Genomic DNA, 25598 nt, shown 5'->3' on the forward strand with positions numbered 1-25598 from the left:
CACTAACAGGACGAGCCTCAGAGCTCCAACCGCTTTACGTTGGAGCTCTGAGGCTCGTCCTGTTCAGGCTAACCCGTTAGTTGCCCTGCACAATCTTGAGCGTTTTTCTGTGGGTTGGGGTGCTCACCTGCAGCAGCAGTACGCCGGCAGGCTGTGAGTCTACCATCAGCGTTTGCCGCTCAACGGACGATGCCCGGTCGACTTGTACAATACGCAATGGTTTACCCGAGGAAGAAGTCAGCTGCAACTGTAGCGGCTGGCCGTCGGCACCGGTAATCTCCACGTTTATCTGGTTGCCCTGAATAGGGTTACCCAGCACCCGGACGTTTAGTTCCGTTGTCGGCTGTTCAGCACCAAGGCGGGTCGGGCTGCAATACTGCGCCGGATTGAAAACCAGCTCCACAACCAGGTAGCCTTTGTTGGGTGAGATTTGCCGCTGCCGGGCCTGAATAGTAATGTCTTTATCACGGAATTTGGCAGGAATCACATGGGTAGCGTCGGTTGTCCAGCCTTTCGTCACATTGTTGGCCTGGAATTCCACTAGACTGCCGTTGCCGCCCGCCGTTTTGAAGGTAATCTCCCCCGTTGCGCAGTTGTAGCTCGGCGTCAAGAGCCTGAAGGCTGTACTGGGCGGAGTTGTTTCGGTGACAGTAACCGTTACCGTCGTTGGGGGGCTGCTGCACCCGTTCACGACGCAGGTGGCTGAGTACACAAAACTGCCTGTCGTAGCGGTTGGCACCGTAATGGAACCGGTGCCGCTGGTGTTGTTTGGACCGGTCCAGTTCAGGGTGCCGGAGCAGTTGCCGGCCGTCAGCACCACATCCGGAGAACCCTGCACCACGGTCTGGCTGGTCAGGTTTGGGGCCGAGGGCAGCGGATCGGAGGAAACCATAACGGAAGCGGAGCCTGTGCAACTGCTGGCGTTGGTGACCGTCACCGAATACATCCCGGCCTGACTGACGGTGGCCGTGTTGCCGCCCGAACCGCCAATCTGCGTTGCCCCGGCACCAAAGACGTAGGTGGCCCCCGCAAGTTGGGTAGCCGTTAAAGTGACCGTAGGAGCCGTACAGCTAATGGGACTGCTGGCAGTCAGGCTCACCGACTGGGGTGTACTGCTGCCCGTTACCGCTACCGTAGCCATGCCGGGGCAGTTGTTGGTGCCGGTCACGGTAACCGTATAGGTTCCGGCCTGACTGACGGTGGCCGTGTTGCCGCCCGAACCGCCAATCTGCGTTGCCCCGGCACTAAAGACATAGGTAGCTCCAACAATGGGGGTAGCCGTCAGGGTGACCGTCGGGGTCACACAACTGATCGGACTGCTGGCGGTTAAGCTTACCGATTGCGAGGTAGTTGTACCCGTTACGGTCGTTGTAGTCGACGCTGTACAGCCATTCGGGCCGGTGACGACTACGGTATAGGTACCTGCCGCAGCAACAACCGCTTCATTGCCGGTGCTTGGTACGACTCCACCAGGACCACGGAAAACATAACTGTAATCCTGACCCGTTCCGGCCGTTAACGTCACAGTTGGCTGAGCGCAGGAAAGCGTGTTGCTCGCGGCTAACGTAGCCGTAGGTGGCGCTGTGTTTGACGTTACACCGGTTACGGCCGTGGCCGAACAACCATTGAAGGAGGCCGTTGCCGTCACCGTATACGTTCCTTCCTGACTAACAATGGCCTGGTTGCCATTGGCTGGAATAGACCCTTGTTGTCCCTTAAATGCATAACCAATGGCGCTGGTAGCCGAGGCCGTTGCTGTTAACGTAACAGAGGTAGCCGTACAGGTGATGGGGCCGCTTACCGTCAGACCGACGTTAGCTGGTGGCGTTATGTCTTTTATAACGGTCGTACCTGCTGATGCTGTACAGCCCTGGGGTGTTGTTGCCAGTATTGAATAACCACCCTCCTGACTGGTTGAAATGGTGCTGGTACCGGGTGATGTATTAATAGCGCCGGCGGGACCGCTGAACGCATAGGTTGTACCACCGGTAGTCGAACTGGCGGTAAGTTTAATGCTGGTAGCGATACAGGTAATCGGACCACTGGCTGCAAGAGCAAGATTCTGGGGGGGCTCATTTACCGTTAAGAGGGCTGTTGTGGAGGCAACCGACGACGGTTCAATCGGTTCTTCGGCTATGGCCCGGTAACGCGTGTTATTTAACCCGGCGGTGCTGGCAATGGATAAGGTAGTAGAGGTTACCCCGCTGTATACCCCCGAATTTGATAAGTCCGTCCAGTTAGTACCGTCGGTTGAGCTTTGCCATTTATAAGTCGTGTTCGCATCCTGAGCGACAGGAACTGTGGTTACTTGGGCCGCAACACTAAATGTCGCTGACTGGTACGAACACACCGTCCTGCTGACCGGCTGGCTCACAATCTTCAGTTCATATACGGTAAAGGTACAATTGATAGGCAGGTTAAAGGCTGCTGGTGGTACACCACCCGGATAACAGGGATCAGATGGATCATAATAGTACCCTTCGCAGGCTGTTCCTTCATTAGGAATAGTCCAGTTGGTAGGATTAGAAGACGTAACAGACACAGTAGAGGTAATGGTGGCGCTGTTGACAGCGTTCCGAATTGTCCGGGGAAAACCGGTGTTTGTCTGGCAATTGTAAATAGATAAGGCCCGGAAATTTTTGGAAAACGACGTAGAGTAGGTATTCAGCGCAGCATTGACGTTATTGGCCGTAAGCGAGGCCGGGAGGGTTGATTTAGACGGCGTGTATTCAGCGTTGGTAAGGGAACTGCTCCAGGCTCCCTGGATCATCATCCCGGCGAGTACAGTGGGGTTAGCTCCTCTGGCCGAACTCGCCTGGTAGGCAAATAACTGCTCACTGCCTCCGTCGGAGAGATCCATGCAATACGATTGCCCTGGTCGTGTTTCTGCAACTGCCTCCTCACAAACAACCGTACCGATGTTTGCTCCCATCTGGTATTTGGGCCGGATGACAATTTGTGTTCCGGCCGCCACACTTGTCGATGCGGTCCAGGAGATGATTGCGTCCGTTTTTGAACCCGTACCTGAACCTCCATTTTCTGGCCCGGCTACCCACTTTTTCTGAAAGCCCCCGCCGGTGAGCCAGCCATAATCGGTAAAGTATATTTTAGTGCCGGCGGCTACATCTTTCAGCAGCACAAACGAAAACTTTTCGTTGGAGACATTACCGTTTACCTGGTCGTCCGATGTATTATAGCCTACAAAGACCAGATTTCCTGTCGAAAGGCTGGTCTGGGCATAAAGGCTTTTTGCAAAGCCCAGTATTAGCAGCAGACTAAGCCAAAGGCGCGGGTGCCGGTTTAGAAGAAAAAGGGTAAATTTCGGGTTCATACTAATGAAGTTTAAATACATAAGTAGGTGTTATGCCAGCCCGTGTACGCAGTAGGAGGAGATTCGGTCTGAAAGGCGCGGAAATCCTGCTCAACAGTTCGTTCAGGCGTTAATGCAGCCAGTCGGCAGCGGCCCTGATTGTCCGCTATAACGGTGGCTGCGTAGGGTGGGGCAAACGAGAAATGAGTAGCAGGATCAAAGGCTACCTGCCCGCGTGGTCCCTCAAACGACAGCGACGCCAACTGGTTAAATACAGCCGGAGAATCCCTGTTATTCTCGTCGGTTAATCTCAGATAATTCGCCAGAATGAGACCACCTTCGTAGCCCAGGACCGAAAACAGCGTAGGCCGGCGACCGCGTTTCTGTACCGCTTCCCGGAAGATTCTGTTCTCCTCGGTGTCCAGGTGTTCCGACCAGGGAACAAAGCCCCGAATACCGTCCATCGCATACGGCACCGTCGTCAGCATTTGCTCTTCCAGCGCCAACGGCGACGCCCAAACCGGCAATCGGCCGGTCAGGGTTGGGTATACCTCCAGAAATTGCCGGGCCATGTCGCCGGCATACAGGGCCACTACCGCCTGCGCCTGACCGGATGAAAGCCCGGCCTGCAGGTTTTGGAAATTAGCCTGCGCCGGAATGTGCGAACTAACAAAGTATTGCACCATATGCCCACCGCCGGTGGTTACGCCCTGCGACGCGGCATATCCGTGTAAATACCCGGCATCGTAAAAAGAAGCCGCCTGAATAATCCCCTCCGCTCCGCTCTCAACCGCTTTTCGGCCGGCCAGCCGGCAACTCAGACAGCTTTGCAGCGAATGGAAAAACATCGTCGGTGCCGGCGGTAACCCTAGGAAAAACTCGCCCATGAGGTCCAGCACCAGCAATAGCCGGTTGGCTCCCGTAAACAGTGTGTTCAGCGTATCGGCCATGCGTCGGCTCATCATGCCAACCACCATGTCGACATCATCCTGCATCAGCAGCTTCTGCGCTTTGGTTTGCACCTCATGCGCATCCGTAGCGAAGCCGATTCCTTCTACAGCCCACGTAATGCTAGTTGTAATATGCTGGGTTAATCCTGCCTTAAGCCCGTCAAGCAGATCAAAGCTCAAGGCAGGATACATCGTTGAATGCGGTAATAGCAGCCCTACCTTTATCATAGATAGCTTAATTCGGACTCGGAAAAACGCCTTGTAAGGCAATGCAATAGCTGAGCACCAGATAGGGCTGCATATTATTGAACGCCTGATTACCACCCACCGAACCCGTCGTGACAGTTGCCGGTCCCTGTGAGTTGGCCCCCATGTTTACGTTGGCCGGTGTCCCGTAACTGTTCGCTGGGGTGGCGGCCGGAAAGTTGTTGGTCGGGTCGGCGGTTGTGCCGGCGTTTGTGTTGCAGGGCGGCTGAAAAACAAACGGATGAAAATGGTTGGGCAGGTTCTGAATGGTTAACGTAACGGCCTGCGACCCCGCGCGCTCGCCCAGGGTATGGCCACTACCCATATGCATAGCCGCGCGGCCGCGCAGATCAGGCAGGGCAAAGTTTACCCGGCCATCTCCGCCATAGGTAGTGCCCAGTAAAGAAAATAAAGCCTGGTTCTGGTTGATGGGTAATAGCTGCCCGTTGCACAGGGCCCAGCCTTTTGGGGCAAAGTTGAACGAAAAAAGTGCTAAGCTGGCTAAAAAGGGTTCCATATTGTTTTTGATGGTTTATGAATAGAACGGGACCTTCAGGAACGGGGCGGGAAAACCCCCTGTAATGCAATCAGGAAGTTAAGCGTCAGGTAGGGCTGTAACTGGTTAAAGGGCAGCCCACCGCCCGCAGCCTGTGTAGAGAGTGTATACGAGGCCATTGACCCGTTGGCCGTAGGGGCATACCGCAGGCTGGCTCCCGAATTAGCCGGCACACCTGCCTCCGGCGTATTGGTAGTGCCCTCCTGAGTAGTTGCCGGTTGGGTTAAAGACGCTGTTTGCCCGCTCGCCTGCCCGGGATGGGTGTGGGCGGGCATTTCGCTTTGCACCAGCGTATACGTGTCACTGCCACCGCTTTGCCCCAGAAAATACTCCGATAACCCGGGCCCCTGGCCCTGATGGATCGCTACGGCACCCTGTAAATCAGGTAGCGCAAAGGTACTTTTGCCATCTCCCCCGTAGAAGGTGCCTAACAGGGAAAATAAGGCGGTATTTTGTGAAATAGGCAGGAGTTGGCCGTTGCAGAAAGCCCAGCCTCTAGGGGCAAAATTAAAACCGCCTATACCGATCTCTCCGACAAATGGGTTTTGAGCATCCATGAAAATAGTATGGTTATTTTTAGTTGATTGACTAATTAGAAATTTCTGAATAGCTTAAGTTGGGCTCGGAAAAATGCCAAACAGCGAAATGATATAGCTGACCGTCAGATAAGGCTGCATATTATCAAACGGCTGACTCCCTCCGACCACCCCCGTTTGTACCGAATTTGTGCTGCTGATATCTGCCATATTCGTATTAATGGCGCTTATCCCCGCGTAATACCCCTGCCGCCCTGAAAAGGCGTAATACGCGCCCTGAGGACTGGTTTGGGTGCCGCCATTGGAAGACGCTACGGGCTGGTAGGTGTAGGTGTGGGCGTGGGATGGTATCTGGTTGACGGTTAGTGTAACGGACTCGGTTCCACCAGTTTGCGCAAGTATTAATCCATTGCCCTGATGTAGGGGTACTCGCCCCCGTAAATCCGGTAGGGCAAAGGTATTCTGACCGTCTCCTCCGTAACTGGTGCCGATGAGTTGGAATAAGACTTCGTTTTCCGAGATAGGCAGCAGTTGCCCTTCACAAAACATCCAGCCGGCAGGGGCAAAATTCCCTGCGAAAATCCTGATTTCTCCGACGTATGGCATAAAAATGATAGAATTAAAAGGGTGTAAATAGTTATTTGAAAGCTGATTATAAGCTTATACAATACGATCAGGCCTTTGGGTAAGCCGGCAGGGGCTTACTACCCAGTTGCCGCAGCACCCGTCCGGTGTAGTCCTGTACCTGGTAGCCGGGCCCATCCGGTGTGGTGTTGAGTATCCCTTTGCTGCCAACCAGCTGAATGGTTTGGGCGGGGGGGGTAGGATCACTGCCGTGGCGGGCAAGGCCCTGCCAATAAACCCGAACACCACCCGACTGGAACTGAGCGGCATACGAGCCGAATGGGGCAGAAGGCGTTTCGGCGAAGCGCATATTTCCGGCGGCAGACAGGTTGATTCCGGCTAAGGCGCCGGCAAGCTCAATATCCTGCTGCGCGAGTTGCCGCAACGCGCTTGTTGAGGTGACTTCCGGGTGATAGGTGTGGGTCAGATGAATTTGCCGGATGGTGCCAATAAAGCCTTTGCGTATATCGTCGGCAGCTTGTTGCTGCCAGCTGATGGCTGGTGAGACAGCAAAGCTGGGAAGCGAGAGGAACGGAATAGTGACTCCAGCCGCAGCTATTTTTCTAACAAATAAACGTCTTTTCATGGGTAGGCAGGTTAAGAAACGTATAAAAAGAAGAGAATGGGGCTTAAGAATTCTCTGGTAATTCAGGTGCGTCCGAAAGACTAAGCTTTACTATTCCTGTGGGGTATACGTATTCTCTTATCGACCTTGCTCAACTCAGCCAGTATACCTTTTGGGGCTCTGAAATTTATTTGACGGGAGCGGGTTGTGGAATCTATTTGCCGTGAATCCTGGAGCTAAAATTAACATTATTATCATAAGAGTCAATAGTTCAGATAGATTTTATTTATAAAGGCGTCAACCTCGTTTACGCCATAGAATATACGCCTGTATTTGCAAATCCTCTTTCTTATCCTTAGCTTTAAATGAATAATCCTTAATAAAACATGAAAAAGGTAACGTTAACCGTATTACTCATTCCCGCTCTCTGCCTGTCTGTTTTTGCGCAAAGCACCCCCTCGGCCGACGAAGTGATGGATAAATACCTGGCGGCCATCGGCGGCAAAGAATTTCTGGCGACCATCAACACCCTGACCGTTGATATGTCGACCGATATGCAGGGCAACTCCATGATTATGACCCGCAAGCAGATGGCTCCTAACAAGTTTTCGCAGGTAGCATATGCCAACGGGATGGAGCTGTTCAAAATGGTTTCCGACGGAAATAAAGTGGCGATGGTGAGTCCACGTGGTAATCAGACGATGGAAGGTGCCCAGGCCCAGAGCGCTATTTTGCAGAATATGCTGTTTCCGGAGATGCGGTTTGCCCAGATGGGGATCAAAAGCACGGTTGCCGGTATTGAAAAAGTAGACGGCAAGGAGGCCTACAAAGTAGCCCACACTACGGCCGATGGAGCCGTTAGCTGGTCTGATTTTTACGACGTAAACTCCGGGCTGAAGGTGCAGACGGTTTCGGTCATGCGCACCCCCCAGGGCGAACGCGAACAGGCTATACTCTATGCTGACTACAAAGACTTTAAAGGGCTGAAATACCCTACCTCCTTAACCCAGGGTAGCGGGCAGTTCCAGCGGCAATCGTCGGTAGATAAGGTGAAGATCAACGATAAGGTGAAAGATTCGGACTTTGCCGTTGCGCAGTAGATTGGTTGAGTAGTTAATTGGTTTGTTTGTTGGTTGAACTATTTAATCATTGAACCAATTACCCAATCAACCAATTAACTACTCAACCATGATCAACCTTAGTGTGCTGGATCAGTCGCCGATCCGCAAGGGCAGCAATGCCCACGAAGCGCTTCAGGAAACCACCGCGCTGGCCAAACTGGCCGACCAACTGGGCTATACCCGCTTTTGGGTAGCCGAACACCACAACACCACCGCCCTGGCCGGCTCAACGCCGGAGATCCTGATGGCGCACCTCGGCGGGCAGACTCAACACATTCGCATTGGTTCGGGTGGGGTGATGCTGCCGCACTACAGCGCCCTGAAAGTGGCCGAGAACTTCCGGCTGCTGGAGTCACTCTTTCCCGGCCGGATCGATATGGGTGTGGGCCGCGCCCCCGGTGGCGACCGTAACACGGCCAGTGTGCTCAACCCCGGCAACACTTTCAGCGAGCAGGATTTTGCCCAGCAGTTGTTCGACCTCCAGAATTACCTCAACGACCGGCCCGTATACCAGAACGTGAAAGCCATGCCGGTGCCCCCCTCCGTGCCGGAGCAGTGGATTCTGAGTTCCAGCGGGCAGAGTGCCTACTTTGCCGCACATTTCGGCATGGGCTTCTCGTTTGCGCACTTTATCAACCCAAACGGCGGTCCGCAGGCGGTAGCCTTGTACCGGGAGCGATTCCAGCCATCGGAAAACCTCGACCAGCCCCAGGCCACTATGGCCCTGTTTGTGTTCTGTTCCGATGATGAAGAGACCGTACGGCAGCAGCAGGCCATTGTCGACCACCGTTTTCTGCAACTGGAAACCCGTGGCCGGCTCGATCCGGTCGACTACGACGATGTGAAAGCAGTGGTGTACTCCCCGGCCGAGCAGCAGCGGATAGAGTATAACCGGCAGCGGATGGTACTGGGCAGCCCGGAGCAGGTGAAAGACCAACTGCTTCGCTATGCCGACCAGTATGGGGTAGACGAGCTGATACTGGCCAATATAGCCTCTGATTTTGCCGACCGGCTGCGGTCGTACGAACTGCTGGCGGAGGCTTGTGCGCTGCCACGCCCGCAGGCCGTAGGCGAGGAGGTTGCCTGAGGAATAGGGGAGAGAGGTGCTTTTTTGCCGTAATATGGTTAGATTGCCCTCTTTACCTTAACCCCGACCGCCATTTATGAAACGATTGTTGTTTTGTCTGCTTTTCGGTTTCTCCTGTTTACTAACGCCGGTTTTTGCCCAGTCGGGTGGTGCCGGCCGTACCCTCCGGATTATCGCGTTTGGTGCCCATCCCGATGATTGTGAGTTAAAAGCCAGTGGCGTAGCGGCACTGTGGGCCGCCCAGGGGCATAAAGTAAAGTTTGTGTCGATGACCAACGGCGACATTGGGCACTTCAGCCAGGCCGGTGGTCCACTGGCGCAGCGCCGGCGGGCCGAGGTGCAGGCCTGCGCCCGGGCGCTGGGCATCGAAACCGAGGTGCTCGATATCCACGACGGCGAACTGATGCCGTCGCTGGAGAATCGCAAAACGGTGGCCCGGCTCATCCGCGAGTGGCAGGCCGATATTGTGCTCTGCCACCGTCCGAACGATTACCACCCCGACCACCGCTACACGGGCGTGCTGGTCGAAGATGCCGCCGTAGTGGTAGCCGCGCCCTTTTTTACGCCCAACACCCCGCCCACCAAAGGCAACCCCATTTTTCTGTACTATTCCGACAATTTCCGGAAGCCCAATCCCTTTGAGCCGACCCTGGTGGTCGGCATCGACGAAGCCGTGGAGAAGAAGTGGGCGTGTTTGCGGGCCATACCCTCGCAGTTTGCCGACAAAGATTCCTGGCAGGGGCGTTACCTGCCCAATGTGCCCGAAGGAGACAGTCAGCGGCAGGCATACATCCTGGACGTGCTGAAGAAGCGCAACGAAGACGTAGCCTATCAATACCGCGAGCGGCTTGTGCAGTTGTACGGGGCCGACAAAGGCCGCAAGATCAAATATGCTGAAGCGTTTGAACTCTGCCAGTACGGCAGCCAGCCCAGCGTAGAGGAGTTGAAAAAGCTGTTCCCAACGTTTTAACCCCCAATCATGTACCTGCGGGCTTTAGCCCGTTACAACACACAATCGGCTCCCCATTTGTTTTCTTCCCGTTCCGGCTGCGCGATTGGCCCACCGGGACGGGGGGCGCTACAGTACCCCGGAATGTAATTCCGGTCTGGCCACTTAATTTTTACGTTTGGTGCAATCAGCGTGAATTACAGGCGGGGGAAAAACTAAAATACCTCAAAAAGACTGATTTACAGTCTTTTTGAGGTATTTTAGTTTTCTTGTTTTTATCTTGTTCGCGGTCTGGACGGGACTCGAACCCGCGACCCCCTGCGTGACAGGCAGGTATTCTAACCAACTGAACTACCAGACCGAGTATGTTAATTTCTTCCTGCGTTGCCGTCTTCCGAAATCGTGATGCAAAAGTAGGCGGTTTTAGGACGTTACGCAAGTGTTAACTTGAAAAAACTTTGCCGGGGAACTGTTTACACCGGTTTGCCGGTTGATTCTCAACTGGGTTTGCCGAAAAAAAATTTTTACCAGTACCGTTGGCTCGGTTCACAGGGCGTAAATAGAAACCTTGTAGGTTTGCTGGTAAATTGCCGGAATTATTACCTTTACACTCAACGACTATGAACGTATCCGACTCATACATGGAACTTGTTAATCGGGGGTACAGCCGGGCCTGGAACGAAGGTGCCCAGCCTTATCCGGCCCTGTGCTACGAAATCTTTCTGCTCGACCATGCCCGTCATAAAGCCCGGCAGAAAGAACTGGCTTTACTGGATGCGTTCCAGCAGCGGTACGACTGGCAACTGACGCGCCGGCAACGCCAGGGCTACCTTACCTCGCTTCAGCGGGGGGCTACCCTCGTGCTCACCGACTCGGCTAAACAAATTACGTGGGCCAGCCAGAGCTTTCTGTCTATGACCGGTTATACGCCCACCGAGGTTCTCGGACAGCGCCCCTGGCTGCTACAGGGGCGTAATACCGACCCGAGAACCATTGCTTATATCCGCAAACAATTGAATCGTCCGCAGTCGGTGAAAGCCGATCTGATCAACTACCGGAAAAACGGCGAACAGTATCTGTGCCGGCTTACGATTGATCCGCTCCACAACAGCTCGGGTGATCTGACCCATTTTATTGCTGTTGAGTTCGCCGTCGAGGGGTGAAGCTATAAGCCGGATTCGGCTTCCAGATCAAGGTCTCCTTCTACATCTTCGGGACCCGGACCCGGCGCATTGTCGGGCGTCATCAGCTTGGCAGCACCGGCTGGTTTTTCGGCGTCCGGGTCGGAATTGAAACCGGTGGCGGGAGCAGGGTTATTCTCCATCATTTACTCGTTTTCGTCGGTTATCAGATCCGTGATTGTATCGGGTCCCTGCTGAGGGTCAATGGCCTGGCGGGTGGCATCCGTGGGGGAGGAGTTTAGGGCGGTGTCGCCCCGATTTTCGCCCGGCACGTCTACATCGCGTTCGCTCACCTGGGTGGGCGGATCTTTTCGTTGGTCTTCCATAGCTGTGTTGGTTTGCCTTTATTTAACCGTTCCCTCTTTTAATTGTTTTTCCCGCCATCCGCTGGCTAGCTTTCCAAACTCTTAGGCCTAAAATCCTGTTTCAAAAAAGAGGCATAAGGAGTTATGTGTAATTACGTCGGCAGGTATGCTGCTCCCGGCAGGGAACAAAACGGTATCCGGTCGTCAGCTAAAGGTTTAGATTCATGAAGAATTTTTTTCGTGCGTTGCGGTGGGCGTTGCGGTCATTGCTGGTGCTGGTTGTGATTGGACTCATAGGTATCTGGTTTATCGATTATCGGCAGAGTGATGAAGAAATTAGAGATGAATATCGTCATCAGCCTGTAAAACCGTCTATTCACCGCTATCGGGTGGGGGACCGAACCATCCGGTTTATCGAAACCCCGGCCCGCGACTCCCTGCCCGTGGTGCTGTTTGTTCACGGGGCCCCCAGTTCGCTATCCTTTTTCAACAAGTTTTTCAAAGACTCGGTGCTGCTGAGTCAGGCGCAGTTGGTGGCCGTTGACCGACCGGGTTACGGTTACTCCGACTTCGGCCGGGTCGAAACGTCGGTTGTCCGGCAGGCCGAACTGCTACAGCCACTGATCAACCGCTACCGAAAGGCTCCGTATCTGGTTATCGTGGGGTCGTCGTACGGAGGCTCGGTATCGGCGCGGCTGGCCATGAACAATCCCGGCATAGTCGACCATGTGTTGTTTGTATCGTCGGCACTGGGGCCGGGTCTGGAGCGCACCTACCCGATCAGTTACCTGATCGATCTGCGGCCGTTTCGCTGGCTGATACCCCCTTTGCTGATGCTGGCCAACGACGAGAAACTGGCGCACCGCCAGGCACTGGAAGAGATTTTGCCCGACTGGCGGAAAATTACGGCCGGGATTACCATTCTGCACGGACAGCAGGACGACCTGGTGTATCCGACCAATGTGTCGTTTGCCCGTCACCAACTGATCAACGCCCGCGTGAAACAGTTTATCCTACCCGAAAACCGGCACGATATTGTTTTTAACAAACGGGAGTACATGACCCAGATTCTGCTGGATATTCTGTCGTCTGGGCACGTAAAGAGGCAGGTAAACAAGGATATGGTGCTGGCCAGCCATCCCTGAGCTATTTCTCGGGGGTCCGGCTGCGGAACTGCGTGAACGATGAGGTCGGCTCAGGCGTCGGAATGGCCGATGTTGAAGGGTTGTTCAGGCCGGGCCTGGTTTTTTTGGTGCTGCCAAACAGCCGGTTGAACGTACGGGTATACAGCAGACTAAGACCCCCGCTCGTGGTCAGTGAGGTATTGTTGATCGAGTACTGCCCCAGAATACTTTGCTGATTACGATTGTACATCTTCGCCCGGATACGGCCGTCGGGCGTAATCCAGTATTCCAGTGTCCATTCACCCAGCAGGCTGGCCGCACTGGTCTGGTTCTGACCATAGGTGAAGCCCCCATCGCGGCTGACCCGGAAGCGGTCGTTCAGGAAGCGGTACGAGAACCGGAGCTGCAGGTTATTAAACAGGTTATCGTTTAAATTATTCAGGCCCAGACCACCCAGCGAAATGCCCACATCCAGCTTCTCATCCAACGAGGAAGCTAGCTGGCTAAATCGGTTCGACAGCAGTTCGCTGACGCTGTTGGCAACCCCTGCATTAACGTTGTCCTGCTGAAACAGGCCTGAACCATCGGGCAGGAGCTGGTTAAAAATGAGTATGCTGCTGACCTGCCGATTCAGCTCCTGCTCATTGCTCTGGATGCGCGACTCAAAGGCGGTAACGGCCTGCCGGAATTCTGCCGAAGCCGGGTATTCTTTCACATCCAGATCAAAGCCGATGGCGGGTGACAGCAGTTCGCCCGTCAGGGTAATGAGCAGATCCACAGGGTAGCGCCGGTTGCGGTCGGGCGTGTTCTGGCTGGTCGATGGGGCCGAAATACTCTGCACCAGCGGCAGCAGCGAGGTATATTGCGTGTAGGCTGCCGTTACGTTCAGCAGGGCACCGTAGGGGTCGCCGGTCCAGGTAATGCGGCTGTTGGGTCGGATCTGGAATCGTTTGTTAATCACGTTCTCAAACGTAAAGGTGTAATCTCCCTGCTGGATCTCGTACGTACCCGTCATCGAAAATTCACCCTTCGTATCGACTTTCATAGCAATGCGCCCGGAGCCGTAAGCCTTGATGATGTCGCCCGTCTGCCGGTCCAGTTGAATTTCGCAGTAGGCATCGGGGGTGATGTTGAAGTTAAAATCCATCCGGATGCCCGATAAGTCAACCGTGGGTGCGTTCAGGATAACCGGCTTGCCGTTTACCTTGGTTTGGTGCGTATCGGCTCTGGCTACCTGGCTCCGGTTCACGAAGCGGACAAAGTCCTGGGCCGATACCGTTTCGGCACCGTCCAGCGGTATAAAGATCCGGGTACCTTTGTTGCTGGATACGTTGGCTTTAATGGTTAGGTTATCGGGCGTACCGTAGAGTTCGGCCTTACCTGTGACCACCGCCGAACCATAGAACAGATCGTTGTCGCGGGCGGTCGTGTTCATGATTTTGAAGTTCTTCAGATCGGCTTCAAAACCAAGCATGAAATACCGGAACCCGTCGTGCGATACGCCCCCTCGCAGCACGGCCGTATTGCCGTCGGGGTCGCGCAGCAGCAGCTTTTTAGCCCGGATCTCGGTTTCGGTGAAGTAAATTTTATCTTCAAAGGCGAAGTCCGCTTTCAGGTAATCGAACGTCAGCCGGCCTTTCCGGACATCGACAACGCCGTCGAGGATGGGGTTCTTCGGGGTGCCGGTAACGTTGACCAGACCCGTGGCCAGGCCGGTCAGGTTCGACACCAGGCCCTCTGTAAACGGCTCCAGCATCCGCAGGTCGGCATTGTTGAACAAGGCTTTCAGGTTAAAGGCGTCTTTGGTCTTCTGGGGCGTGTAAGTGCCGCGCAGCGTCAGCACATCGTAGTGGTCGCGGTTAATGCGGGCGTCGACGTTCAGCCGCTGTTGATTATCATCCCAGACACCTTCGCCCCGGACGTTGCCCACCAGAAAATCGCTGAAGGCGAGGTCGGTTACGGTAAGGCGGCTTTCGACAATCGGGGTTTTATACAGATTGCGTACCGATATGAGGCCGTTGGCGGTTCCGGCCAGCGGGGTGTTCACAATCGGCGTCAGGTTTTCGAGCAGGAAGTTACGCGTTTCAATGTGCAGAGCAGCTGTTGTGTCGTCTGCGATCTTGCCCGATGCGGTTATTAACTGGCCCTGGTTGAAGATGGATAGGTTGCGAACGGTGTAGTCGTCACCCACTTTCCGGATCAGGCTTTCGGGGTTGAGTGTCCAGTCATTATCCAGCACCCGAAACTCCGACCGCCGAAAGGTGAGGTCAATGGCATCCCCTTTAAACCGCAGCTCTCCGTTGACGTCGGCGCGGTTGGTGCTGCCGATCTGCTGAATACTGCTCGTAAAGTCAATATGGTCTTTGTCCCACGAGGCTTCAATGGCCAGGTTTTCGGTAGGGGCCAGGGTGTTCAGCTTTTGCCGCTGGGAGGTTACAATGGCCGAGGCCAGCACTTCTTCACTATTGGCAAATTTAGAGGTGGTAATGTCTACCTCGCTCGGCCCGAAGGCATACTGCTGGTACACTAGCGAGTCGGACCGGACATTGGCGGTCAGGAATAGGGTATTGTCGACCGTGAATCGCCCGTCCAGCACACTATTGGGGGCGATATAGGCCGTTTGCCCGGCGAAATCCAGCAACGGTTGGGTGTTCTTAAAAAAGAACGCATAATTGATGGTGTACCGGGCAGGCGGATTTTTCGCCAGGCTGGCCTGCTTTTGCCGGTAATAGGCGGTGCGGCCGGCTACATCGCCGAAGAAATAGAGTTCATATTCGGTCAGTAGTCGCTGGAGGTCTCCGGCGGTTTGGGTAAGTTCGAAATTACCGCGCAGGTAAGCAGTTACAAAATCGGAGGTAACGTCGATAGCCCGGCCGTTGTCCAGCATGGCCGAGGAGATCTGTAGGGTATCTACCGCCACGCTGCGGCCGTTGAGGCTGACCAGGGCGTTCCGGAACCGGGCATCGCCAATGAGCGTCTCAAGGGTATTACCTTCCAGTTGAACATCGAGGTCGGTACGCACCGTCAGCGAATCGCTCAGCAGCCGCAAGGCCCGGAAATCGGCGTGTAGAATGGTACCTTGTACGTCAAAGCGGTTGAGCGGCTTGCGCAGGTCGAATTCGCCATCGAGGCTGGTCACCAGGTTCTCGTCGCGTACACTCACCTGTCCGTTAAAAAAAGCTTTTTGCAGATTGCCGCGCACGCTCAGGTTCCGGTACTCATAGCCTTTCAGACCGAAGCGGCTGAAGCGGCCGTCGAGGTCCACGCGGGCGCTCGCCAGCGAAAGGCCCTGGCCGGTAATGCGTCCTTCGCCGTCCAGTTTCTGCAGCAGCTCTGGTTGGTCGATAAGCGTGCCCAGGGCTAGATTTTGCGCCTTTAGCTGGGCGCTGTACGTGGTGTTCAGCGAATTAGGTGCCAGCGTTAACCTGAGATCACCGGAGACCGTTCCGATATCGGTTTGGAAGTTACCCGCCGTCCGGAAGTTATTGAACGCGCCGGCAAACGTGGCCGCAAACTGCACCGTGCCCAGCTTCTGGATGGTGTGATTAAACCCTTCATCGGGATAATACTGCCGAATATCGGCCATGTTGACCGATGAGGGCGTAAACGCAAAGTTGACCGTGGTGCGGTCAATATCCGGGAGCCCCTTAAAGGCAATGAGACCCGCCAGGCGGCTGCGGCCGTCTGGGCCAAACCGCAGGTCGGTGTCGGTCAGCCTGAAGTCGTTAACCGTACCCCGGAAATCGGTCGTCAGGAACCAAGTTTCGCGCAGTTCCCTTAGGTATTCAGAAAAGTAACCGAGGTCGGCCGATTGCACGCGGCTGCCGCGCAGCCGGGCTTCCATAATCACGTTAGCATTAAATTCGCCAAAATCAGACGGTTCCCTGTAGTGAAACGTCAGGTGATTGCGCACAATGGAGTTGTTAATATGGGCGTACAAATCGGCCAGCTCCATCTTTTTCCGGCAATACAGAAAGCGCGTATCAAGCCGGTGTACGGTAAGTCCGCTGCCCTGGTCCACGGCCTTTAGGCCGGTCAGATCAAGGGCAATGGTATCGCCCAGCACCAGAAAGTTCCGGGCCGTGCCGTTGATTTTACCTAAGGTAAAATGATTGTAATCGAAGCTCTTTGGGTCGTTAAACGGTTTTTCGCGGGGATCGTGCATGGTAAACACCCCGTCGAGAATATTGACTTTACCGATAGTAAATGGCGTGTGCTGGTCCGATACGGTCTGGGTGGTGTCGCTGCTGAGCAGTTCGTCGATGCGGGCAATAAACTCATCGATGTTGAGGTCGCCGGTTTTGGGGTTTTTCACCAGCCGCACATTGGGCTGATACAGATACACCTCGTTCAGGTGAATGTTATGCGCCGAACTGTCGAGCAGCGTGCGCAGGTGAAAGGCTACTTCCAGCCGGCCCACGTCGATCATCGGCTGGTGCTGTCGGTCTTTGATGCTGACGCCCTGGAGCGTGAGGGCGTTGAACCATTTAATCGAGACGCGCTCGATAGAGATGGGAAACTCCATCTTATCCGAGACGCGCCGGGCTACTTCCTGCACCACCCGCGTTTGGACGGCGGGGATCTGCAAACCCACTACCACCGCTCCAAATACCAGCAGTATCGCCAGAAGCGTATACAGCAGGGTCTTCAGGAAAATGGTGATAAATGAGCGCATCTTTTTTATGAATCGAACCGGCGCACCGGAATGATCAATGAATAATGAATAGAACAGTTATTGGAGCGAATAAGGATTAGATGGCGAAAAAGGGTGTTCGTTTAATGGCTACGGCCCCTATTCACTGTTCATTATTCAATTTTCATTATTCATTCTCTCAAGTAACGTAAATTTGCGGGATTACCGCTATTCTTTAATGAACATTTTAGCAATTGAATCCTCCTGTGACGAAACATCGGCCGCCGTTTTATCCAACGGTACTATTCGGTCCAACGTAATTGCCGCTCAGTTGATTCACGAGCAGTACGGGGGCGTGGTTCCCGAACTGGCTTCCCGCGCCCATCAGCAGCATATTGTGCCGGTAGTGGACCGGGCGCTGACGGACGCAAAAGTACCGAAAAACAGCCTTAACGCCATAGCCTTCACCCGCGGCCCGGGTTTATTGGGCTCGCTGCTGGTCGGCGCTTCGTTTGCCAAGGCCCTGGCGCTGGCGTTACAGATACCCCTTATTGAGGTAAACCATATGCAGGCTCATGTGCTGGCCCACTTCATCGAACCGCCGGTGCCGGCTTTTCCGTTTCTGTGCCTGACCGTCAGCGGGGGGCACACCCAGATTGTGCTCGTCCGCGATTACCTCGACATGGAAATCATTGGCCAGACCCACGATGATGCCGTCGGCGAGGCCTTCGACAAATCCGCCAAGCTGCTGAACCTGCCGTATCCGGGTGGTCCGCTGATCGACAAATATGCGCAGCAGGGCAATCCATTGGCCTTCCGGTTTCCACTGGCCGAAATGCCCGGCCTCGATTTTTCCTTCAGCGGCATTAAAACGGCGATCCTGTACTTTCTGCGGGACAATACCAAACACGATCCTGCTTTCATAGAACAAAATCTCACCGATATTTGTGCCAGTATTCAGTATACGCTGGTACAAATGCTGCTCGGCAAGCTGAAACGGGCCGCCCGCGAAACCGGCATCCGGGAAATTGCCATTGCCGGGGGCGTATCGGCCAACAGCGGCCTGCGCATGGCGCTGACCCAGCTCGGGCAGGAGCAGGGCTGGGCGGTATACATCCCCCGCTTTGAGTACTGCACCGACAATGCCGCCATGATTGCTATGGCGGCCTATTACAAATACCTCCGGCACGAGTTTACCTCCCAGGACGTAAGCCCCATGCCGAGACTTGAATTTTAACTGTTTCAGGTTCCAAGTTTCAGGTTTCAGGTCGGAGCTACCTGGCTCATTGGCGAAGCAACTTGGAACCTGAAACCTGAAACTTCAAACTTCAAACGCTATTGCTTACCGTTCACGAACTACGCATATACCCCATCAAGTCGCTGGGAGGAATTTCGGTGACCGAAGCGGAGGTGGAAGGGAAAGGCTTCCGCTACGACCGGCGCTGGATGCTGGTGACGCCCCAGGGGCAATTTATTACCCAGCGCACTCATCACCAGATGGCCCTCATCGACGTAGCCCTGACCGAGCGTTCGGTACGGGTATGGCACCGCCACCGGCCGGACGATGTGCTGGAGATGCCCTTCGGCGAACTGTCTGGCGAACACCTGCCCGTTACCGTTTGGGACAGCCACGGCATTGATGCAGTGGTGGTCAGCGAAACGGCCGACCGCTGGTTTACGGCCGCTGTGGGCGTACCCTGCCGGCTGGTGTATATGCCCGAAGCCAGCGAGCGGCCGGCCGATACGACCTACGCCTGTTACGGTGAAGTAGTCAGCTTTGCCGATGGCTTTCCGTACCTGCTCATCAGTCAGGCTTCGCTGGACGAACTGAACCGGCGGCTGGAAGCGCCAGTAGCGATGCTGCGCTTTCGGCCAAATATTGTCGTGGCCGGTGGGGATGCGCACCAGGAGGACGCCTGGGACCAGTTTCGAATTAGTGATCTGGACTTTTACGCGGCTAAGCCCTGCGCCCGGTGTGTGCTGACGACCGTAGACCCGGCCACGGGTGAGAAAGGCAAAGAGCCGCTCCGGACGCTGGGCACGTACCGGCAAAAAAATAACAAGATCTATTTCGGCCAGAACGTGTTGCCCCAATCGGCGGGTGTGGTGCGGGTAGGTGACCGGCTGGAGATACTCAGCCACCGGATTCCGGTTTTATGAACTTGATTCGATACGCGTATTTTTTGAGTTTGCCCGTGGTACTGGGCGCTGTTTTTTCCAATCGCATGGCGGCCCGATTGTCGGGTGCCGGCCAGCCGATTCACTGGGCCACTACCTGGGTGCTGGCGCTGGTGGTGTTTGTAATTTATACCGTCGACCGGCTGCTGGACATTCGCAAGCCCGATATGCTGCCGACAGCCCGCCATACTTTTCACCGCCGACATGCGCCTTTGCTCTGGAAGGTTGTAGCCGGTGCAGCCGGGCTGGCCCTGCTGCTGACCTTTTGGCTGCCGGGTAGCGTCATAAAATTTGGCCTGGTGCTGGGTGTTTTGTGTGCGGCCTATGTGGCGCTGGTATTTCGGTTACCGGCGCGGCATCCGGCCCTGCTGGCTAAAGAGCCGCTGGTGGCCTTATTTTTTACAGCGGGTGTCTGGGGGAGCGTCTGGGCGCAGCGACCTTCGGTGAGCGCGGTCGACTGGACGGAAGCGTTGATGTTCCTGGGCATTGCGTTTCAGAATCTGCTCCTGTTTTCGGTGATGGAACTGCAGGAGCAACTGACGGTGCCGCAGTTTTCGCTGGCTACCTACTGGGGACCGCTGCGGTGCGATCAGCTCATGCGCTGGCTCACCTTCCTCGTGGTAGCCTCCGCTTTTTTTGTGTGCTTCACCACCGATGACCGGTTTGCCCAGCGGTCGGCATTCATCCAGGCCATTATGAGTCTGGTGCTGTACGTCATTCAACGGTATCCGGCCTATTTTTCGAAAAACGAGCGCTACCGCTGGCTTGGCGACGGCGTATTCTGGCTGCCACTGCTGGTGCTGTAGCGATAGAAATAAACCGACCATGTCTTTTATGCCTATGACAATCTACATCCATTTCCCGTTACAGGATGCCGAGCGCGAGTTGCTGACGCAGGCTTTGCAGTCCGGTGATTCTTCAGATACCAACCAATGTTTATGGGGGCAGGACCTCGCGCCCGAAAAGCGCCGGGACGCGTTTTTGCAGGCCGAAGTGGTGTTTGGCAACCCACCGGCCGGCTGGTGGCTCGAAAGCCGGAATCTCCGCTGGGTACAGCTCTACTCGGCCGGCTTTGATCCGTATCTGGCACTGGACTGGGAGCAACCGGAATTACAGCATGTTACAGTGACCAACCTGCGCGGCTTTTTTGGGCAGCCCGTTGCCGAAACCGCCGTGGCCGGTATAATGGCCCTGTACCGGAAAATTGATGAACTGGCCCGGCTCCAGGCCGAACGCCGGTGGGTGGGTGGTGAACTCCGTCCGCAGATGAACCTGCTGTACCGGAAGCGGGTGCTGGTGCTCGGTGCCGGGGCCATCGGCGAAACCATTATGAAAATCCTGCGCGGGTTTGATTGCCACGTAACGCTTGTCCGGCGTAGTCAGGCCCCAACGGTGGAAGACCTGAATGAACTGTTACCGGAGGCTGATCTTCTTATAGCGGCCCTGCCCGATACCGAAGAAACCAGGAATACGCTGTCGGGACAACGGCTGGCGCTGATGAAGCCATCAGCCATTGTGGTCAATGTCGGGCGGGGTTCGGCTATCGATGAGCCGGCGCTGATCGACGCCCTGCAAACCAGCCGGCTGGCCGGGGCGGTGCTGGATGTGACGCTCCAGGAGCCGTTGCCAACGGATAGCCCGCTCTGGTCGATGACAAATGTCATACTGACGCAGCATACGGGCGGTGGGTACGCCGACGAAAATGCTGATAAGGTGCGGGTTTTTCTGCGTAATCTGGACCGCTACCGGGCTGGTGAGCCCCTGGAAAATGTGGTAGATTTTAGCCGTGGGTATTAACCCCAGCATCAGGTATTATTGATTATGCGGAAACTTCTCCTGATCGTACTGCTAGTGGTTACGTCCCTGGCCTGGGGACAACCCGATGCGCCGGGTCGCTGGAGCCGGAGCAAAGCCAATAGCTGGTATCGCCACCAGCCCTGGTTGTTTGGCCCCAACTATGTGCCGGCCAACGCTATCAATCAACTGGAAATGTTCCAGCCCGAGACGTTTGACCCCGCTACCATCGATAAAGAATTAGGCTGGGCCGAGGCAATGGGCATCAATACGCTGCGGGTTTTTCTGCACGACCTGCTGTGGGAACGTGACGAAACCGCGTTTAAGCGGAATCTGGACACCTTTCTGGCTATTTGCGATAAGCACCATATCCGGCCGATGCTGGTGCTTTTTGACTCCTGCTGGGACCCCTTCCCGAAAATGGGCAGGCAGCCCGACCCAAAGCTGGGGGTGCATAATTCGGGTTGGCTGCAAAGCCCCGGTGCCCATGCCCTTGCCGATGAAGGAGAGTACCGGCGGCTGGAGGCTTACGTCAGGGGGATTGTCAGGGCGTTTCGAAAAGATAAACGCGTGCTGGCCTGGGATATCTGGAACGAACCCGACAACCCGAACACGGGCAGCTACGGCCGGCGTGAAGCGGCCGATAAAGCAGAGCGGGTAGCCCGGCTGCTACCGCAGGTGTTTCAGTGGGCACGGTCGGTAAAGCCGATACAGCCGCTGACCTCCGGAGTCTGGCTGGCCTGGGAAAGCCGTGACTGGGTCAACCCCGCTGCCTGGAAACCGATTGAGAAGATTCAACTGGAAAACTCCGATTTCATCTCCTTCCACCACTATGCCGATGTAAACGCCTTTGAAAAAATGGCAACGAGTCTTCAGAAGCTGGGCCGGCCGGTGGTCTGTACCGAGTTTCTGGCGCGGAGTGTCAACAGCCGGTTTCAGTCGCACCTGCCGGTGGCCAAGAAGCTCAATGTCGGCATGATGAACTGGGGCTTCGTGGCCGGTAAAACGCAAACATTTCTGCCCTGGGATAGCTGGGAAACACCCTATACCGGCGGCCGAAATCCCTCGGTATGGCACCACGAAATTCTGACCCCCGACGGCAAACCGTACCTGGCCGAAGAGGTAGAGACCATCCGCCGGACTACCGGCAAGCGGTAAGGCCGGAGCGGTTGGCCGCTCAATAAGTTTTCGTAGGTATGCCAAAACCCTGGTTGATGTTCTGTGGGACTACCGGTAAATTAGATGCTTATCTCAGGATACGTTCCTGGGTTGTGGCTTATGAATGTACCTGTACATCCCCTTTCCAGAACCACTATGTCTCCGCTATGGCAGATTGCGCTCGACCACTCGGCCAGCGGAATTCTGGTTCTTCAGGCGCTGGACGTAGCCAGTTCCGATGCGGTGACTTTCCGGCTGGCGCTTACCAACCGGCGGGCCAGTGAGCTGACCGGTGTAAAACTGAATCTGCTGCTTGGCCGGTCGGTGAGTACGCTCTTTCCCGACGACTGGTCTGCTGCGCTTGTAGCAACGGCGCAGCGGGTCTGGAAAACCGGCCGGACCGAAGAATATGATCAGGCCTATTCCATCAGGCGGACGGGCAATACCGGCTGGTTTCAGATAACGCTCACCACCGCCGGCGACGGGAAGCATGTGGTCGTTTCTATCAACGACATTACCGAGATGCGCAAGGCCAAACTGGCGTTGCTGAAAAAGGCGTATCTGTTCAATACCATGTCGCGCAACGTACCCGATGCCGGGGCGTTGGTGGTTGGCCCGGATTTGCGGGTGATTCTGGCCAATGGCGAGCTGCCTGCCGACCTGTTTCCGGGTCTGGACCAGAAGGCTCTGATCGGGATGCCGATTGCCCAGGTTTTAGGAAAAGCGTTTCAGTCGGAAATGACCCAGTATTTCGACGATGCCCTGACCGGCCTGACCCGCAGCCTGATTCAACCCATCGGCGAGCGTGTGTATGAGGTATTTGTCGGCCCGGTCAACGACGAAACCGGTGAGACGCTGATGACGATGGCTATATACCGGGACATTACGTTGACCCGGCGCTACCACCGGCAGATGGAACAATCGATTGTAGAACTGAAACGCTCCAACGAAAGCCTGGAACAGTTTGCCTACGTGGCCTCACACGATTTGCAGGAGCCACTCCGCAAAATCCAGTCTTTTGGCGATGTGCTTTCGGATCAGTACGCGCAGCATTTGGGTGAGAACGGAGTCGATCTGGTTGCCCGGATGCAGTCGGCCGCCTTTAGAATGTCGGGCCTCATTCGGGATTTGCTGACCTACTCCAAGCTGGCTACCGAGCACCAGACTCAGCAGGCTATAAACCTGAATACCGTACTAACCGATGTGATAACGGATCTGGAAGTAACCCTCCGCGATAAACAGGCTTGCGTAGAGAGTACCGATCTGCCGGTAATCAAGGGTGATCCGGCTCAATTACGCCGGGTATTCCAGAACCTGCTGTCCAACGCGCTGAAATTTATCAAGGCCGGTGTTCGGCCCTATATCCATATTACCAGCCGGCAGGTAGCGGGAACCGCCATTCCGAATGTTGCCCTTTCCGACGAACACCAGCTATTCTATGAGATCAGCTTTTCCGATAACGGTATCGGATTCGATGAGCGGTACCTGGACCGGATCTTCGTTATCTTCCAGCGGCTGCACGGGCGCAACCAATACGCCGGTACAGGCATTGGCCTGGCTATCTGCAAAAAAGTGATGGATAATCACCGGGGGTATATCCGGGCGAGCAGCCGGGTAGGAGAGGGTGCTACCTTCCGGATTTACCTGCCCACCTAAACCTGATCAGGAGGTTGCCTCTTCGTTTTTCTGCGTAATCTGGACTTTTACTGTGTCGATGCGGGTGCCGTCCATAGATACTACGGTGAAGACGAACGGTGGCAGCTCAATAATATCGTTTACGCTGGGCAAATCTTCGTTGACGGCGAGAATCAGCCCGCCGAGGGTGTCATAATCGCCTTCCGGAATGCTCCAGTTGTATTTTTCGTTGAGGTATTCTATTTCGTGCCGGGCGCTGAGCAAATAGGTGTTTTGGTCAATCTGCCGCTCGGTCCAGTCTTCGTTGGTATCGTATTCATCCTGAATTTCGCCGAAAATCTGCTCCACAATATCTTCGACGCTGATAATGCCTGAGGTACCCCCAAACTCATCGACCACCAGGGCCAGACTTTTGCGTTCGCCAATAAATCGCAGCATCAGATCCTGCGCCGGCATTGTTTCGGGAACCGTCAGCATCGGCGTCAGAATACTTTCGATACTCGCCGGTTTCTGAAACAGCGCAACGGCATGGCAGTAGCCGATCACGTCGTCGATATTATCCCGGTAAACAATAATTTTGGAGTGGCCTGTCTCCTGAAATTCATGCCGGAGTTCATCTATGCTGTCGTCGACGCACACGGCAGCTATCTCGGTGCGGGGAATCATGCAGTCGCGCACCCGCACATCCCGCAGCTCAATGGCATTGTTGAAAATGCGCGTATCGACCTCAATTTCTTCTTCAGGGTCTACCTTCTGATTCAGATGCTGCAGGTAATTGTTCAGGTCGGTCAGCCCAAACACCGGCCGGATTTCGGAATACTGCCGCCCCAGAATATACCGGATAAACAAGCGGGCAATACCGATCAGTACCCGCACCAGGGGAGCAATGGCCTGGTAAATCAGCCAGATGGGTACGGCCAGCCGCTCCAGAAACGCATCCGGGTGAATGAGGGCCAGGCTTTTGGGCAGGTAGTCGGCAACCGGCAGGAAGATAACGGTCAGAATAACGGTCTGGAGCAGAATCAGCGCTACCGGATTGTCGAAATTATCTGGCAGCAGCGTCATCAACATCGGGTTCAGGAACGTTACCCCCAGTACCGCATAGAGGACCAGAAAAAAGGTGTTACCGGTAAGCGTTGTGCCGATAAACAGAATCGGGTTTTTCAGAAACTTGCTGACCAGTTTTTCACCCAGCGGTCCCTGCTTGCTATGCAGTTCAAAATACAGCCGGTTTACGGAGACATAGGCCATCTCAATCGCCGAAAAAAAACCGGCCATAATGAGGGCGAGCAGGGCACCGAAGAGCAGGCTGTATGATTCCATGTTTGTCAGTAGGCGGTTCTCAGTGGGCGGTAGGCAATAGGCAGTAAGCAGTGGGCAGTTAGAGAACGGCGCCTTTTCTGCCTACTGCCCATTGCCTACTTCTTTTTCTTCTTCCGCTGCTCCGCCATTTGCTTAATCGTTGGCGATACATCTTTGTTGTCCTGCCGGCGTTTCTGCCGGATGTACTGGAAGCCAAACAAAAACGCCAGGCAACACAGCAGAATCCAGTAACTATCCAGAAAGCCTACCCGTCGGTATTCCAGTATCCAGAGGAGCAGGCTGCCAATGCCGGCAAACAGCAGGAGTGTGTCGGTTAGTTTCAT

General features: G+C 55.0%; 22 protein-coding genes and 1 tRNA gene. 11 read left to right on the forward strand and 12 right to left on the reverse strand.

Going from position 1 to position 25598, the window contains the following annotated elements:
* Positions 1–76 precede the first annotated feature (76 nt).
* The 6 genes from ABD931_RS00760 to ABD931_RS00785 all read right to left on the reverse strand — a co-directional run bounded on the left by ABD931_RS00760 (position 77) and on the right by ABD931_RS00785 (position 6808).
* Positions 77–3331: an autotransporter outer membrane beta-barrel domain-containing protein gene (locus ABD931_RS00760; protein ID WP_345262934.1), complete on the reverse strand. Its 3255-nt coding sequence runs from the start codon at positions 3329–3331 to the stop codon at positions 77–79.
* An 11-nt stretch (positions 3332–3342) separates the two neighbouring features.
* On the reverse strand, positions 3343–4488 hold the full coding sequence (locus ABD931_RS00765) for an ABC transporter substrate-binding protein (RefSeq protein WP_440590436.1): 1146 nt from the start codon (positions 4486–4488) through the stop codon (positions 3343–3345).
* Between the two features lie 7 nt (positions 4489–4495).
* Positions 4496–5023 carry a phage tail protein gene (locus ABD931_RS00770; RefSeq protein WP_345262938.1) on the reverse strand — a complete coding sequence of 176 codons (528 nt, stop codon included), beginning with the start codon at positions 5021–5023 and terminating at the stop codon, positions 4496–4498.
* Between the two features lie 35 nt (positions 5024–5058).
* A complete protein-coding gene (locus tag ABD931_RS00775; RefSeq protein WP_345262940.1) occupies positions 5059–5619 on the reverse strand; it encodes a phage tail protein in 561 nt (186 codons plus the stop codon).
* 54 nt (positions 5620–5673) lie between these two features.
* Complete coding sequence (locus tag ABD931_RS00780) at positions 5674–6204, reverse strand: phage tail protein (RefSeq protein ID WP_345262942.1); 531 nt, start codon at positions 6202–6204, stop codon at positions 5674–5676.
* 67 nt (positions 6205–6271) lie between these two features.
* Positions 6272–6808, reverse strand: coding sequence for a hypothetical protein (locus tag ABD931_RS00785; RefSeq protein WP_345262944.1), 537 nt, complete (start codon positions 6806–6808; stop codon positions 6272–6274).
* 365 nt (positions 6809–7173) lie between these two features.
* On the opposite strand from ABD931_RS00785, the gene ABD931_RS00790 reads away from it, so the two are divergent.
* From ABD931_RS00790 to ABD931_RS00800, 3 genes are all read left to right on the forward strand, one after another.
* Complete coding sequence (locus ABD931_RS00790) at positions 7174–7887, forward strand: hypothetical protein (protein WP_345262946.1); 714 nt, start codon at positions 7174–7176, stop codon at positions 7885–7887.
* A gap of 88 nt (positions 7888–7975) precedes the next feature.
* A complete protein-coding gene (locus ABD931_RS00795) occupies positions 7976–8995 on the forward strand; it encodes an LLM class flavin-dependent oxidoreductase (protein ID WP_345262948.1) in 1020 nt (339 codons plus the stop codon).
* 76 nt (positions 8996–9071) lie between these two features.
* On the forward strand, positions 9072–9965 hold the full coding sequence (locus ABD931_RS00800; protein ID WP_345262950.1) for a PIG-L deacetylase family protein: 894 nt from the start codon (positions 9072–9074) through the stop codon (positions 9963–9965).
* A gap of 266 nt (positions 9966–10231) precedes the next feature.
* On the opposite strand, the gene ABD931_RS00805 is transcribed toward ABD931_RS00800, so the two are convergent.
* Positions 10232–10305, reverse strand: a tRNA-Asp gene (locus ABD931_RS00805).
* Positions 10306–10564: 259 nt separating this feature from the next.
* On the opposite strand from ABD931_RS00805, the gene ABD931_RS00810 reads away from it, so the two are divergent.
* Complete coding sequence (locus ABD931_RS00810; RefSeq protein WP_345262952.1) at positions 10565–11107, forward strand: PAS domain-containing protein; 543 nt, start codon at positions 10565–10567, stop codon at positions 11105–11107.
* A 2-nt stretch (positions 11108–11109) separates the two neighbouring features.
* Here the strand turns inward: ABD931_RS00810 and ABD931_RS00815 are convergent, their stop codons facing one another.
* Positions 11110–11271, reverse strand: coding sequence for a hypothetical protein (locus ABD931_RS00815; protein WP_345262954.1), 162 nt, complete (start codon positions 11269–11271; stop codon positions 11110–11112).
* Entirely contained in the window at positions 11272–11451 is a 180-nt protein-coding gene (locus ABD931_RS00820; protein WP_345262956.1) for a hypothetical protein, read from the reverse strand.
* A gap of 203 nt (positions 11452–11654) precedes the next feature.
* Between ABD931_RS00820 and ABD931_RS00825 the strand changes: the two genes are divergently transcribed.
* On the forward strand, positions 11655–12575 hold the full coding sequence (locus tag ABD931_RS00825) for an alpha/beta fold hydrolase (protein ID WP_345262958.1): 921 nt from the start codon (positions 11655–11657) through the stop codon (positions 12573–12575).
* A gap of 1 nt (position 12576) precedes the next feature.
* Here ABD931_RS00825 and ABD931_RS00830 read toward each other — a convergent pair whose 3' ends face one another.
* On the reverse strand, positions 12577–17229 hold the full coding sequence (locus tag ABD931_RS00830; RefSeq protein ID WP_345262960.1) for a translocation/assembly module TamB domain-containing protein: 4653 nt from the start codon (positions 17227–17229) through the stop codon (positions 12577–12579).
* A gap of 196 nt (positions 17230–17425) precedes the next feature.
* Between ABD931_RS00830 and tsaD the strand changes: the two genes are divergently transcribed.
* The 6 genes from tsaD (at position 17426) to ABD931_RS00860 (ending at position 23973) form a co-directional block, all read left to right on the forward strand.
* Complete coding sequence (gene tsaD / locus ABD931_RS00835) at positions 17426–18424, forward strand: tRNA (adenosine(37)-N6)-threonylcarbamoyltransferase complex transferase subunit TsaD (RefSeq protein ID WP_345262962.1); 999 nt, start codon at positions 17426–17428, stop codon at positions 18422–18424.
* A 101-nt stretch (positions 18425–18525) separates the two neighbouring features.
* The gene (locus ABD931_RS00840; RefSeq protein ID WP_345262964.1) at positions 18526–19347 is read left to right on the forward strand and encodes an MOSC domain-containing protein; all 822 of its coding nucleotides are present in this window, start codon (positions 18526–18528) and stop codon (positions 19345–19347) included.
* Positions 19344–20171: a hypothetical protein gene (locus ABD931_RS00845; RefSeq protein ID WP_345262966.1), complete on the forward strand. Its 828-nt coding sequence runs from the start codon at positions 19344–19346 to the stop codon at positions 20169–20171. Before ABD931_RS00840 ends, ABD931_RS00845 begins: the two co-directional genes overlap by 4 nt.
* Positions 20172–20205: 34 nt before the next feature.
* Positions 20206–21162 (forward strand): D-2-hydroxyacid dehydrogenase, encoded by a 957-nt coding sequence (locus tag ABD931_RS00850; protein ID WP_345262968.1) that lies wholly within the window; start codon positions 20206–20208, stop codon positions 21160–21162.
* Positions 21163–21186: 24 nt separating this feature from the next.
* Complete coding sequence (locus ABD931_RS00855; RefSeq protein ID WP_345262970.1) at positions 21187–22317, forward strand: cellulase family glycosylhydrolase; 1131 nt, start codon at positions 21187–21189, stop codon at positions 22315–22317.
* A 156-nt stretch (positions 22318–22473) separates the two neighbouring features.
* Positions 22474–23973, forward strand: a complete 1500-nt coding sequence (locus ABD931_RS00860) for a sensor histidine kinase (protein WP_345262972.1) — start codon at positions 22474–22476, stop codon at positions 23971–23973.
* Between the two features lie 6 nt (positions 23974–23979).
* Here the strand turns inward: ABD931_RS00860 and ABD931_RS00865 are convergent, their stop codons facing one another.
* Positions 23980–25275: a hemolysin family protein gene (locus ABD931_RS00865; RefSeq protein WP_345262974.1), complete on the reverse strand. Its 1296-nt coding sequence runs from the start codon at positions 25273–25275 to the stop codon at positions 23980–23982.
* Positions 25276–25370: 95 nt separating this feature from the next.
* Positions 25371–25598, reverse strand: a complete 228-nt coding sequence (locus ABD931_RS00870) for a hypothetical protein (protein WP_345262976.1) — start codon at positions 25596–25598, stop codon at positions 25371–25373.

It is taken from the genome of Nibrella viscosa, from assembly GCF_039541875.1.
Taxonomy (GTDB): Bacteria; Bacteroidota; Bacteroidia; order Cytophagales; family Spirosomataceae; genus Nibrella; species Nibrella viscosa.